The 13,028-nt window shown below is 64.1% G+C and carries 12 protein-coding genes; 11 read left to right on the top strand and 1 reads right to left on the bottom strand.

From position 1 onward, the window contains the following. Window positions 1–64: 64 nt before the first annotated feature. From FJ948_RS05010 to FJ948_RS04990, 5 genes are all read left to right on the top strand, one after another. On the top strand, window positions 65–934 hold the full coding sequence (locus tag FJ948_RS05010; RefSeq protein ID WP_140702083.1) for an ABC transporter permease: 870 nt from the start codon (window positions 65–67) through the stop codon (window positions 932–934). Further along, a complete protein-coding gene (locus tag FJ948_RS05005; RefSeq protein WP_140702081.1) occupies window positions 934–1,722 on the top strand; it encodes an ABC transporter permease in 789 nt (262 codons plus the stop codon). The genes FJ948_RS05010 and FJ948_RS05005 overlap by 1 nt, the downstream gene beginning before the upstream one ends. After that, the gene (locus FJ948_RS05000; RefSeq protein ID WP_140702079.1) at window positions 1,722–2,786 is read left to right on the top strand and encodes an ABC transporter ATP-binding protein; all 1,065 of its coding nucleotides are present in this window, start codon (window positions 1,722–1,724) and stop codon (window positions 2,784–2,786) included. The genes FJ948_RS05005 and FJ948_RS05000 overlap by 1 nt, the downstream gene beginning before the upstream one ends. A gap of 238 nt (window positions 2,787–3,024) precedes the next feature. Beyond that, window positions 3,025–4,275 carry an aconitase X gene (locus tag FJ948_RS04995; protein ID WP_140702078.1) on the top strand — a complete coding sequence of 417 codons (1,251 nt, stop codon included), beginning with the start codon at window positions 3,025–3,027 and terminating at the stop codon, window positions 4,273–4,275. Beyond that, complete coding sequence (locus tag FJ948_RS04990; RefSeq protein ID WP_140702076.1) at window positions 4,272–4,706, top strand: DUF126 domain-containing protein; 435 nt, start codon at window positions 4,272–4,274, stop codon at window positions 4,704–4,706. Before FJ948_RS04995 ends, FJ948_RS04990 begins: the two co-directional genes overlap by 4 nt. A 10-nt stretch (window positions 4,707–4,716) precedes the next feature. Here the strand turns inward: FJ948_RS04990 and FJ948_RS04985 are convergent, their stop codons facing one another. Next, complete coding sequence (locus FJ948_RS04985) at window positions 4,717–5,745, bottom strand: LacI family DNA-binding transcriptional regulator (RefSeq protein ID WP_140702074.1); 1,029 nt, start codon at window positions 5,743–5,745, stop codon at window positions 4,717–4,719. Window positions 5,746–6,102: 357 nt separating this feature from the next. Between FJ948_RS04985 and FJ948_RS04980 the strand changes: the two genes are divergently transcribed. The 6 genes from FJ948_RS04980 (at window position 6,103) to FJ948_RS04955 (ending at window position 13,004) form a co-directional block, all read left to right on the top strand. Continuing rightward, window positions 6,103–7,716, top strand: coding sequence for an extracellular solute-binding protein (locus FJ948_RS04980; protein ID WP_140702072.1), 1,614 nt, complete (start codon window positions 6,103–6,105; stop codon window positions 7,714–7,716). 182 nt (window positions 7,717–7,898) lie between these two features. After that, on the top strand, window positions 7,899–8,759 hold the full coding sequence (locus tag FJ948_RS04975) for a carbohydrate ABC transporter permease (protein ID WP_140702071.1): 861 nt from the start codon (window positions 7,899–7,901) through the stop codon (window positions 8,757–8,759). Further along, window positions 8,756–9,715, top strand: a complete 960-nt coding sequence (locus FJ948_RS04970) for a sugar ABC transporter permease (protein ID WP_140702069.1) — start codon at window positions 8,756–8,758, stop codon at window positions 9,713–9,715. Before FJ948_RS04975 ends, FJ948_RS04970 begins: the two co-directional genes overlap by 4 nt. Further along, window positions 9,712–10,803, top strand: coding sequence for an ABC transporter ATP-binding protein (locus tag FJ948_RS04965; protein WP_140702067.1), 1,092 nt, complete (start codon window positions 9,712–9,714; stop codon window positions 10,801–10,803). Before FJ948_RS04970 ends, FJ948_RS04965 begins: the two co-directional genes overlap by 4 nt. Window positions 10,804–10,806: 3 nt before the next feature. After that, window positions 10,807–11,883: an ABC transporter ATP-binding protein gene (locus FJ948_RS04960; protein WP_140702065.1), complete on the top strand. Its 1,077-nt coding sequence runs from the start codon at window positions 10,807–10,809 to the stop codon at window positions 11,881–11,883. A 35-nt stretch (window positions 11,884–11,918) separates the two neighbouring features. Then, complete coding sequence (locus FJ948_RS04955) at window positions 11,919–13,004, top strand: Gfo/Idh/MocA family oxidoreductase (RefSeq protein WP_140702063.1); 1,086 nt, start codon at window positions 11,919–11,921, stop codon at window positions 13,002–13,004. Window positions 13,005–13,028: the final 24 nt, after the last annotated feature.

Raw genomic sequence — 13,028 nt, 5'->3', positions numbered from 1 at the left:
GTCCCGGCCAGCCGGCGGTTCGCCGGCTGCCGACTGGTCTTCAATCCCGGGGAGGAGGGGTAGCATGGCGGCACAGGGTGCGGTCGCGGCGCGTAGCGGGTTGAGATCGGCTTTGCCGCTTTTGGCGCCGGCCTATCTCTGGCTGACGGTGGCGATCTTCCTGCCGCTCTCGGCCATGGTCTTTTTCTCCTTCATGACCGACCTGCCGCTGACGGGAAAGCCGTGGGCCTTCACGCTGGGCAATTACGCCGCCTTCTTTTCGCAGAGCCTCTATCTGACCCTGCTGCTGGCTTCGCTGCGCCTTGGCCTCGAAGTGACGCTGTGGTGCATCGTCATCGGCTACCCGGCAGCCTATGTGCTGGCCAAGGTGCTGAAGGGCCGCAGCCGCGAGGCGATCTTCCTGCTGGTCATCCTGCCGTTCTGGTCGAATGGGCTGGTGCGCATCTTCTCCTGGGCGATGGTTCTGCGCGAGGGCGGCATCCTCGACACGGCCCTCAACGCCGTGCTGCCGTTCAAGATCAACATCGATCTCATGTATTCCTATCCGGCGGTCATCATCGGGCTGGTGCATTCCTACGTGCCTTACATGGTGCTGACCTGCTATCTCACTTTGCAGGCCATCGACGACTCGCTGATCGAGGCCGGGCGTTCGCTCGGCGCTTCGCGGCTGCAGGTGCTGAAGCGGGTGATCATTCCGCTGTCGCTGCCGGGGCTGGTGGCGGGCGCCGCGCTGATCTTCGTGCCGGTCGTCGGCTCGTTCATGGAGCCACGCATTCTCGGCGGCCGCACCGGCACGTTCTATGGCACGGTGATCGAGGATCAGTTCGTCGCCGTGTTCAACTGGCCGCTCGGGGCAGCACTGTCCTTCATCCTGCTCGCCGTCGTGCTGGTCATCCTGGCGGTCGCTTCGCCGGTGCTGCGGAGGGCGGCGTGATGGCTACGACACGCTTCCTGGAATGGCTCGGCCGGATCTACATCGGGCTGCTGCTCGCCTTCCTCTATCTGCCCATCATCATCATGGCGCTGATGTCGTTCAACGTCTCGCCCTTCTACCAATTGCCTTTCGATTGGACCACCGAGTGGTACGCCTCGCTGTGGCAGAACGACCAGCTGATCGCGGCGACCTGGAACAGCATCGAGATCGCGGTCATCACCACGATCATTTCATCCGTGCTCGGCTCGGCGGCGTCGCTGGCGCTCTTTCGTTACGAGTTTCGTGGCAAGAAATTCCTGCAGGCGCTGCTGTTTCCGCCGATCGCGATCCCGTGGCTGATCACCGGCACGGCGATGCTGATCTTCTTCTTCGGCGTCGGCATCGGGCGCGGCCTGTTCGCCATCCTGCTCGGGCATGTCGCGCTGGCGCTGCCCTATGTCATCGTCGTCGTCTCGGCGCGGCTGCACACCTTTGCGCCCGAATTGGAAGAGGCGGCGCGCTCGCTCGGCGCCAACCAGTGGCAGGTGACAAGGCGGGTGACGCTGCCGTGGATCATGCCCGGCGTCATTGCCGGCGGGCTGTTTGCCTTTGCCGTGTCGTTCGACCAGTTCGTCGTCTCCTATTTCCTGGCAACGCCGGGACAGACGACGCTGCCGGTCGAAATCTACGCCGCGATCCGCAAAGGCTTCACGCCCGAGATCAACGCGGTCTCGACCATCATCATCGTGGTGTCGATGGCGCTGATGCTGCTCACGGCGCGGTTCTTCAAATTCGGCGGAGAGAAATAATGGCCGGTGTGCAGGTATCCAACGTCTCGCGCAGTTTTGGCGCCCACAAGGCGCTGGACGATGTCTCCATCGATTTCGCCGACGGTGGCTTTTATGCGCTGCTCGGGCCATCGGGCAGCGGCAAGACCACGCTGCTGCGCCAGATAGCCGGCTTCGACTTTCCCGACAGCGGCCGCATTGCCATCGGCGGCGAGAGCGTCGAGCGGGTGCCGGTCGAGAAGCGCCGGATCGGCATGGTGTTCCAGAATTATGCGCTGTTTCCAAATATGAGCGTCGCCGACAATGTCGCCTTCGGCCTGTCGGTACGTGGCGAGGCAAAGGCGGTGATTGCGACCGAAGTGCAGCGCGCGCTCGATCTCGTTCAACTCGGCAAGCTTGGCGGCCGTAGGCCGCACCAGCTCTCCGGGGGGCAGCGCCAGCGCGTGGCGCTGGCACGCGCCATCGTCACCAAGCCACGCGTGCTGTTGCTGGACGAGCCGCTCGGCGCGCTCGACAAGGCGCTGCGCGTCGATATGCAGATCGAGTTGAAGCGTATTCAGCGCGAGATCGGCATCACCACCATCTTCGTCACCCACGACCAGGAAGAAGCGCTGACGATGAGCGACCGCATCGGCATCTTGCGTGACGGCGGGCTGGTGCAGGAAGGGCCGCCGGAAGAGATTTACGACCGGCCGAGGAGCGAATTCGCCGCGACCTTCCTCGGCGACGCCAACATCTTTCGCGGTGACGCGACCGGCAACGGCATCCGCCTGGCGGACGGCACGGCGATTGCGGCTGGCTCCGGTCCAACGCTTGTAGCCGGCGCCAAGGCAAGCTGCGCGGTGCGGCCAGAACGGATTCAAATTGCCATGGATGCAGGGGCTACGGACGGCGATGCCAACATGCTGAAAGGCCAGGTCTCCAAGCGCATCTTCGCCGGCAACAACAGCACCTATTTCGTCGATCGCGCCGGCCAGACGCTGAAAGTGATTGTGCAGAATACCGGGGCCGACAGGCTGACCGAGGGGCAGGATGTGGTGCTGCGCTGGTCGCCGGCGAGTACGGTGTTGATCGCGGCAAGTTAACGGCAGCCAGAGCCAACTGGCAAGGCTGGCGCTCCGTCACACCCCCCTCTGCCCTGCCGGGCATCTCCCCCGCAAGGGGGGAAATCAGCAGCCTTGGCGCCGCTGCTCTTCCAGCGACGTTGAAAATTTGCGAAGGCAGAGATGACCGCAATCTCCCCCCTTGCGGGGGAGATGGCCCGGCAGGACAGAGGGGGGTGCTGTCCCGCCATCCCCTCAAGCATGAGACCGGAGCGCATCGATGACTTTGGAATTGAGTGCCCGCGACCAATCCATGCTCGACGGCGAGCAAGGCCCATCCTCCGCCGCCGCCATGAAAATCCTCGTCGCCTTTTCCAACGCCATCGGCGCAACCAGCCTGCTCGACATTTCGGCCGCCCATATCGACGGTTGCCTCTATCACGGCAAGGCAGGGCTCGATTTCGTCGAACGGCTGGTCGAGGGCGGTGGCCGTGTGCGTGTGCCGACGACGCTGAATGTCGGATCGTTCGACCTCATCCATCCCAGCATGGTGAAGATGCCGGCGGCGGAGGAAGCACCGGCGCGGCGGCTGATGAAGGCGCATCTGGAGCTTGGCTGCCAGGCGACCTTCACCTGCGCGCCCTACCAGACGCGGTTCCGGCCCGGCTTCGGCCAGCAGATCGCCTGGGGCGAGTCCAACGCCATCGTGTTCGCCAATTCGGTGATCGGCGCGCGCACCAATCGCTATGGCGATTTCATCGACCTGTGCTGCGCCATGACCGAGCGCGCGCCAGCCTGGGGCCTGCATCTCGCCGAGAACCGGCGCGGCCGCATCCTGTTCGAACTGGACGTTGCCGACGGGGTGCCGAGCGACAGCCTGTTCGTCGGCGTCGGGCTGATCATCGGGCAAGCCAGCGGCGATCGCATTCCGGTGATATCAGGCCTGCCGAAGCCGCGCGACGAGGATCAACTGAAAGCGCTGGGCGCCGCTGCGGCAACGACAGGCGCGGTGGCGCTGTTTCATGCGGTCGGCATCACACCGGAGGCGGGAACGCTCGACGAGGCGTTCCAAGGCCATGCGCCTGAGGAGACCATCCGCGTCACCCGGGCGGACATCGATCAAGCGCTGTCCAGATTGTCTGGCGTGCCGGATGGCGCGCCGCTCTCGGCGGTGTCACTCGGCACGCCGCATTTCTCGCATGACGAGTGGATGCGCCTGCTGCCGCTGCTGCGCGAGGCAGCACCTGGCCGGGGCATCCCGATCTACGTCAACACCGGGCGCGCGACGTTGGCGCGCTTGCAGGAGGAGGGGGCGCTCGACGGCATGGAGGCGTTCGGCCTGATCCCGGTCGCCGACACCTGCACCTATGTCACCGCGATCCTCGACCGCCTCGACGGCGTGGTGATGACCAATTCTGGCAAATGGGCGCATTACGCGCCGGGCAATATTGGTGTGACCGTCGCCTTCGCCGAGATGAGGGACTGCATCCGCTCCGCGGCGGTAGGACATGTCGTGCGGGGTGCGTCATGACGCAATCGGTGGCAGCGTTTGAAAGAGCCGGCAGCTTCCAACTGGCTGGTGCCGCAGAGGCCGAGGCGCTGGTGTTTTCGCAACCGCTCAGCTTCTGGGGCGGCATCGATGCGGAGACGGGCGAAATCATCGACCATTCGCATCCGGGCCGCGGCCAGAATATCGCCGGCAAAATCCTGGTCATGCCGAGCGGACGCGGGTCGTCCTCATCGTCCTCGGTTCTAGCCGAAACGATCCGCCGGAGCACGGCGCCAGCGGGTATTCTTCTGGAGCGCCCGGACCCGATCCTGGCGGTGGGCGCCATCGTCGCGGAGTTTCTCTACGACATCCACATGCCGCTCGTGGTGTGTGACATTGCGGGCATTGTCTCCGGCGAACGCATTGCAATTGGCATTCGCGAGGACGGTGGGGCGAGCGTGCGCAGAATCTGAGGCTTGCCCGTCAAATCTCCGGGATGTTCTCCTTGAAGATCACCTGCAGCCTCGGCTGGTGCAGTTCATAGGGCAGGCCCCGCACCGCATGGGTCAGGATGTTGAGCGCCTCGCGGGCCTCGACGCGCGGGTTCTGGTCGATGACCGCGTCGAGCGTGCCATCGAGCAAAAGATCCTTGGTGCCATCAGTCACTTCATGGCCGAGGAAGACCATCGATTGCGCGCGACCGCGCTCCTTGAGCGCGCGTGCAATGCCGGTGTTACCGGCGCCGACATTGTAGATCGCGGCAAGGTCGGGGTGCCGTTCCAGAAGCGCAGACGCCTCCGAATAGGCCTTTTCGCGGTCGTCGAGCATTTCGCGCATCTCGACGATCTCGAGATTGGGCGACTCCTCGGTCAATATGTGCCGGAAGCCCATCTCGCGTTCCTCGTGGCCGCGATAGGACAGCGAGCCGGCGAACAGCGCCACCTTTCCGGGGCGCTCCGGCCCCATGAAACGGTTGAGCAGATAGCCGGCCAACCGCCCGGCGGCGCGGTTGTCGATGCCGATATAGGCAACCCTTGGCACATGCAGGATGTCGGAGGCGATGGTCACCACCTTGACGTCGTTGGCCGACAGCGAGCGGATCGCCTCGCGCACCGTTGGATGGTCGAGCGCGATGACGCCGACGCCTTGCGTCTGGCCGCGCAGATCCTGCAACAGGCGGGCGAGCCGGTCGGGATTGAAGCCTTCTATGGTGGCGATGTGGACGTCGAGATCGGGGCGCGCCAAGGCCTGCGCCTCGATGTGGCGGTGCAGCATCTTGATGAAGGAATTGGTGCCCGCCGGCAGCGCGAAGTCAAGCCGGATGATCTCGCCGGGCAGGGGTCTGGGCGGCGCTGCGTTTGGGCTCTCGGCGATGTAGCCGAGGCGCTGCGCCATTTCGAGCACGACCTCGCGCGTGCGTGCCCGCACACCTGGCCGGTTGTTGAGCACGCGGTCGACGGTGGCGGCGGAGACGCCGGCTTCCCGGGCGATGTCGGTCAGGGTGGAACGCACCGTTTTTCAACTCCTCAACACATCGGGATCACGCAATGCCGGCTGCCGGCCTGATGGCGCCAATGCCTCGCTATCCGCGATTCTGATGGGAAATGATGTATCCGGCCTTGGCCGATGCGCAAGCCGCCGGGCTAAATCATCTCGCCTGGTGCGACCATGCCGGGACAGGAAAGGCCATTTCCCATCAAATCGAGGCAGCTGGAGTGTTCTATGAACCCTGATATGACGCATTTTCCCGCCCTGCTGCGATTTTATGAGGTGTTTTGATTATTTATGATGTTGACAGCCTTCCGATACTGCCGTCAATATCCCTCATGGGCCGGTGGAGGAAACGTTGGCCCTGAGGGAGGAATTCCAATGTCTGATCTGATCCGCATCTCGCGGCGCCGGCTGCTGGCGTCCGGAGGAAAGGCCGCGGTGTTCGTCGCCGCGACAGGTATCGCGCCACAATTCATTCGTCCCGGCCGCGCTTATGCCGCCGACGCACTGGCGCCCGGCATGATCGGCGGGCCGACCGGCTTCGACGGCGCCGAGCGTTATCAATACGGCCCCGACACGCCGGAAGGCCGCGCCGTCGAGGCCGCCAAGGCGCTGAAGGGCGCCGGCAAGGCGCCGTCCAAGATCGTGCTCGGCCTGTCGGACGGTTCGATCGGCCAGCTCACCCAGCCATTCCCGGCCGGCGCGCCCTCGATCAAGGAGCTGTGGGAAAAGGAGACAGGCATCCCGATCGAGATCGTCGGCCTGCCGAACGGTCAGGAATTCACCAAGACGATGCAGGATATCTCCACCAAGGGTGGAGCCTATGACATCTACTCGACCGAGTGGAACCGCCTCGGCGATCTGGCCGAGACCGGCGGCATCGCCAAGCTCGACGATTTCGTCGCTCAGTACAAACCCGAATGGGACGATCCCAAGACCGGCTATGTCGACGGCGCCAAGGGCGTGTCGCTGCTCAACAAATATCGCGGCTCGAACTATGGCGTGTCGCTGGACGGCGACTTCCAGACCTGGGTCTACCGCACAGACCTGTTCGGCGACGAGGCCGAGAAGAAGGCTTTCAAGGACAAATACGGCTACGATCTGGCGCCGCCGAAAACCTGGAAGCAGCACGGCGATGTCGCGGCCTTCTTCCAGCGTCCGGATAAGGGCCTGTTCGGCTCGACCGACCTGCGCAACCAGGGCTGGGGCTATACCAACTGGTATCAGCGCTATGTCTCGATGGCCTCGCCCAACCAGTTCCTGTTCGGCGATGACGGCAAGCCGCTGATCAATTCCGAGCACGGCATCGCCGCCACCAACGAATATGTCGAATCGCTCGCCCATCATTCGCCGGACGCGATCTCGTGGGGCTGGCCTGAGCAGTATGGCAATTTCGCCAAGGGGGGTGCTGCGATGACCTGCGCCTTCTCCAATCTGCCGAAATTCCTCGACAATGCCGGCAACAAGGACTCCAAGGTCACCGGCAAGATCGGCACGATGCTGCCGCCCGGCCGTGAGATCGACGGCAAGCTGATCAGCCGCTCGGTGCTCTGGTTCTCGCTGACCGGCATGGTCTCATCGCAGTCGAAAAACCAGGAGGTGGCCTATCTCCTGCTGCAATGGTTGGGCTCGGCGCGCATCTACGCCTGGATGAGCGCCAACCCGGGCGGCTATCTCGATCCGTTCCGGCTTTCGGATTTCTCCGATCCGCTGGTGCGCCAGACCTACCATGCCTACCACATGGACGTCGTGCGCGAGACGGTCGCCCGAACGGTGCCGACCATCAACTATCCCGGCGCCACCGCCTTCCACAACGCGCTGGATGAAAACCTCATGGCCTCGCTGACCAAGGCCAAGACATCGGAGCAGGCGATGGCCGACACCGAGGCCGAGTGGAAGAAGATCGCCCGGCGCATCGGCGAGGACAAATTGCTCGAAGCCATCCGAACCAACAAGGAAGCCTGGCCGACCGTTCTCGATCCGATCAGCTGATCCGTCTCCCTGGATCAGGGCCGGAGGGGAGGGGCGAAAGCTCTTCCCCTCCGCAATAGAGCATGATCCCGAAAAGTGGGACCCGGTTTTCGGGAAAGATCATGCTCCAACAAAGAGTTAGATCAGGATGACGATTCAACGAAATGTCATCTTGATCTAACGCCACCAGCAAAAGCAGCCAGATGAAGCGTTCCATCCCCTTCGAGATATTCCGCTACGCCGCGATCCTCGCGGCGATGGCGGTGACGCTGGTGCCGATCCTGTGGATGGTGTCGATGGCCTTCAAGCCGATCGCCGAATGGTCGGCGACGGGCGCGGACCTGACATGGTGGCCGAAGAACCCGACACTCAGCAATTTCCAGTTCGTGTTCGGCGAGTCGACCAACAATCTGATCGTCGCGCTCGACCGCACCGCGCTGAAGCCGATCCTGTCGTCGCTGCTGTCGGCGGTGTTCGGCACCGCGATCGCCATGTCGGCCGGCACGGCCGCCGCTTACGGCCTGTCGCGCTTCGGCTCGGGACAGAACCTGCCGCTGGCGCTGATCCAGCTCCGGCTGTTTCCGCCGATGGCCGTCATGATCCCCGTCATGATCATGTGGGCCTTCCTCAACTTCACCGACAGCTGGTGGGGGCTGGCTCTGATCTACGGCATCGTCACCTTGCCGTTCGCCTTCTGGCTGATGAAGACCTTCTTCGACGACATGCCACGCGAGATTGAGGAGGCTGCCCTCGTCGAGGGCTGTTCGCGGCTGCGCGTCTTCACCCGCATCACGCTGCCGATGATGCGCGCGCCGCTCGCAAGTGCTGCCCTCTTCGTCTTCATCCTCAACTGGTCGGACTATCTGATCGCGCTGCTTCTGACGACGCGCGAATGGGTCACCATTCCGGTCTACATGGCCTCGTTGTCGTCCTCGATGACCGGCCAGCTCTATGGCGCCAAGGCGGCGCTCGGGCTGATCGCCGCCGTGCCGCCGGTCATCATGGGCATCGCTATCCAGCGCCATCTGGTGCGCGGGCTGACTTTTGGGGCGCTCAAGCAATGAGCACGGTGACCGTGGCTGTTTCGGAGGACGAAATGGGCGTCGCGCGTGCGAAACCGGCCCCGCGCGACGAGGGGGCGCGGCTCGGCTTTCGGCTGACCTTGCCGGCGCAGATCCTGGTGCTGTTCATCTCCGCCTTTCCACTCCTGATGCAGCTCTACATCAGCGTCACCGACTGGTCGCCGCTTTCGGGCCTCGGTTGGTGGAACGCCTGGGAGATGTGGAACAGCTTTGCCAACTATACCGATCTCGCCGCCGACGGCCGCTTCTGGAGCGCGCTGAAGCGCACGTTCATCGTCATGATCGTCTGCGTGCCGGCGGAATTCCTGCTCGGCCTGGCCTTGGCGACCCTGTTCGCCGACGATTTCCCGGGCAAGCGCATTTTCTATTCGATCCTGCTGATGCCGATGATGGTGGTGCCGGCGGTGGCCGGCTACATGTTCTTCATGCTGTTCCAGTCGGGCGGCCCGGTGAACGACATCCTGTCCGCAATCACGGGCACGCAGGTCACCATCGCCTGGCTGTCGGACCCGACGCTGGCGCTGATCGCGGTGATGATCGCCGATATCTGGCAGTGGACACCGTTGATGTTCCTCATCCTGCTGGCCGGCCTGGTTGGCGTGCCGCAGGACCAGATCAAGGCGGCGACGCTACTCGGCGCCAATCCCTGGCAGCGCTTTACCACCATCGTGCTGCCGAAGATGAAGACCATCATCATCATCGCGCTGGCGATCCGGGTGATCGAGAACTTCAAGATCTTCGACACGCTCTACATCATGACTGGCGGCGGCCCCGGCGTCGCCACGGAAACGATCTCCGTCTACATCTACAAGGTCACCACGCAGGACCTGATCTGGGGCTATGTGGCGGCGATCGCGTTGGCCATCCTGGTGGTGCTCTCCATCGTCGCGGTGTTCGCCATGAAGCGCATGGCGGGGACCCGTGAGGTTGCGGCATGAGCGCGATCCAGCTCATCCACCTCACCAAGACATTCGGCGACTTCACGGCGCTGAAAACCATGGACCTCGACATATCGGACGGCGAGTTCATGGCGCTGCTCGGGCCATCGGGTTGCGGCAAGTCGACGACCATGAACATGATCGCCGGGATGGAGGAGCCGACCAGCGGCAAGATCCTGTTCGGCGAGCGCGACATGGCCGGCGTGCCGATGGGCCGGCGCGGCGTCGGCTTCGTGTTCCAGAACTATGCCATCTTCACCCATATGACGGTGCGCCAGAACCTTGCCTACGGGCCGAGGATGCGGGGCGCTGCCAAGGCCGAGATCGACCGACGCGTCGGTGCGATCGCAGAACTGCTGCAGCTTTCGACGCTGCTCGACCGCAAGGCCGACCGGCTGTCGGTCAATATCCTGCAGCGCGTGGCGATCGGCCGCTCGGCGATCATGGAGCCGGCGATCTTCCTGCTCGACGAGCCGCTGTCCAATGTCGACGCGGCCTTCCGGGCGGTCATGCGCACGGAGCTGAAACAGCTGCAGCGCCAGTTCAAGCAGACCATGGTCTACGTCACCCACGACCAGCTCGAGGCCATGACCATGGCCGACCGCATCGCGGTCATGGACCATGGCGTGCTGCAGCAGGTCGGCACGCCGCTCGAAGTCTACAACAACCCGGCCAATGTCTTCGTCGCCCGCTTCATCGGCGCGCCGGGCATGAACCTGCTCAAGGGCAAGCCGGCGGAGAGCGATCGCGGGCTGGTCGTCGATCTTGGCCCGCTGGGCGTCACGCCGCCATTGCCGGATGAGCTGGCGGCCAGCCTGCGCGGTGCGCGCGGCGAGGTGCTCTACGGCTTCCGGCCGGAACAGGTGGCCCTGGCGCAGGACGGGCGCGGGCTTGCCATGCCTGTCACCTTCGTCGAACGCATCGGCGCGCGCACCATCGTTCATCTCGGCCAGGGCGAGGGCGCCGTGAAAGCGGTGTTCGACAATGATGTCGGCTTGTCGATCGGGCAAACCGCAATCGTCGCGCCCGCGGCGTCATCGGTGCGCATTTTCGACGCCGCCAGCGGTCTTGCGATGAGGGCGGGTTGAGCCATGGCTGATATCGTCTTCCGCAATGTCACGAAGCGCTATGGCGGCACGCTTGCCGTCGACGACGCCTCGTTCACCGTCAACGACAACGAGTTCTTCTGCTTCTTCGGGCCGCCGCTGTCGGGCAAGTCGACGATCCTGCGGCTGGTGCTGGGGCTGGAGATGCCTGATTCCGGCGAAATCCTCATCGGCGGCAAGCCGGTCAATGCTGTTTCGCCGGCCGAACGCAACGTGGCGATGGTGTTCCAGAACCTGGCGCTGTTCCCGCATATGAGCGCGCTCGACAATGTCCGCTTCCCGCTGGTCGAGCGCCGGGTCGCCGAAGCCGATATGGAAAGGCGCGTCGCCGATGTCGCGGCCAAGCTGCATATCGGTCATATCCTGCACAAGCCGCCGGCGCAGCTTTCGGGCGGCGAGCGGCAGCGCGTGGCGATCGCACGCGCGCTGGTGCGCGACCCCAATGCCTATCTGATGGACGACCCGATCTCGGCGCTCGACGCGCGGCTGCGCGAGGAGACACGCGTCGAGCTGAAGCGCATCCAGCGCGAGCTCGGCAAGACGTTGATCTATGTCACCCACGATCAGGAAGAGGCGATGTCGATCGCCGACCGTATCGCCATACTGGAGAGTGGCAGGATCAGGCAGATCGGCGCGCCGGCCGAAATCTATGACCGTCCAACCAGCACCTACGTGGCGCGGCTGCTGGGTTCGCCTGTCATGAACATCCTCAAATCCGTTCGCGGCGAGGGCGGCGTCGAAGCCGCCGAAGGCGCGCTCAGCATCGCCGACCGCGCGGCTCCGGCCGACGCACTCGAGATCGGGCTGAGGCCGGAGGACATCAAGGTCAGACCCTGGAACGACAAAGGGACGGCGGATGGCGGCTCGGGCCGCCCGGCGCGAGTGTTCGAGGTCGAGCCGCTTGGCGGCTATACCGTGGTAACGCTCGCCGCCGGGCAGGCGCGGCTGAAGGCGCTGCTGCGCGGCCAGCCCGATATCAGGCCCGACGCGATGGTGGCGATATCCTGCGAGCCGGCACGCGTGCATTATTTCGGACAGGGCGGAGGCGCGTTGGCAAGATGAATGCGGCCGCGAGGACAGAATTTCGGGAGGAAGGCATGACAGGCAAGGGCTTCGAGCCGGACGTGAAGGTCCGCACGAAGGAATACAGGATCGGCTGCGTCGGCGCCGGCATGATCATGGCCGAGTGCCATCTGGCCGCCTATCACGAAGCAGGCTTACCGGTGGTGGCGATCGCTTCGCGCACAAAGGCGAATGCGCAAAAGGTCGCCGACCGTTGGAGCATTCCGACCGTCCACGACACGCCCGAACAGCTGATCGAGGACGCAAATGTCGAGATCATCGACCTTGCTTTTCCGCCTGACCAGCAGCCGGCGCTGATCCGGCATGCATTGAAGCAAAAGCACATCAAGGGGATCCTGGCCCAGAAGCCTTTGGCGTTGTCGGTCGACGAGGCGGTCAAGCTGCGCGACGAGGCGGCAAAGGCCGGCAAGATCCTCTCGGTCAACCAGAACATGCGCTACGACCAGTCGATGCGCGTGCTGAAGCAGATCATCGACAGCGGCGCGCTGGGCGACATCGTCTTCGCGCAGATCGACATGCACGCCATCCCGCACTGGCAGACGTTCCTCCAAGGCTACGACCGGCTGACGCTCGCCAATATGAGCGTGCATCACCTCGACGTGCTGCGCTTCCTGTTCGGCGATCCCGACGAGATCACGACGCTGACGCGCAAGGATCCGCGCACCACATTCGACCATTCCGACGGCATCACCGTGTCGACGTTGCGTTTCCCCTCGGGGGTGCTCGCCCTGTCGCTGGAGGACGTCTGGTCCGGACCGCGCCAGGAGGGCTATCGCGACGACCAGCACATCAACTGGCGTGTCGACGGCACCAAGGGCGTCGCCAAGGGCACGATCGGCTGGCCGACGGGTGCCGCTTCGACACTGACTTACGCCTCGGCGGAGACGACCGGTGGCGAGTGGATCAGCCCGAGCTGGGAGACGATGTGGTTCCCGCATGCCTTCATCGGGGTGATGGAGCAGTTGCAGCATGCGGTGAAGACCGGCACGCCGCCGGCGCTCACCGTCGCCGACAACGTCAAGACCATGGCGCTGGTGGAAGCGGGCTATCGCTCGATGGCATCGGGCCGCACCGTCAAGCTTTCCGAAATCGCTATCTGATCACCGCAACCGAAACACCAGACA

Origin of the sequence: Mesorhizobium sp. B2-3-12 (assembly GCF_006442205.1) — a bacterium.
Taxonomy (GTDB): domain Bacteria; phylum Pseudomonadota; class Alphaproteobacteria; order Rhizobiales; family Rhizobiaceae; genus Mesorhizobium.
Note: the sequence above shows the minus strand (reverse complement) of the source record. Positions and strands in the feature narration are given on the sequence as shown.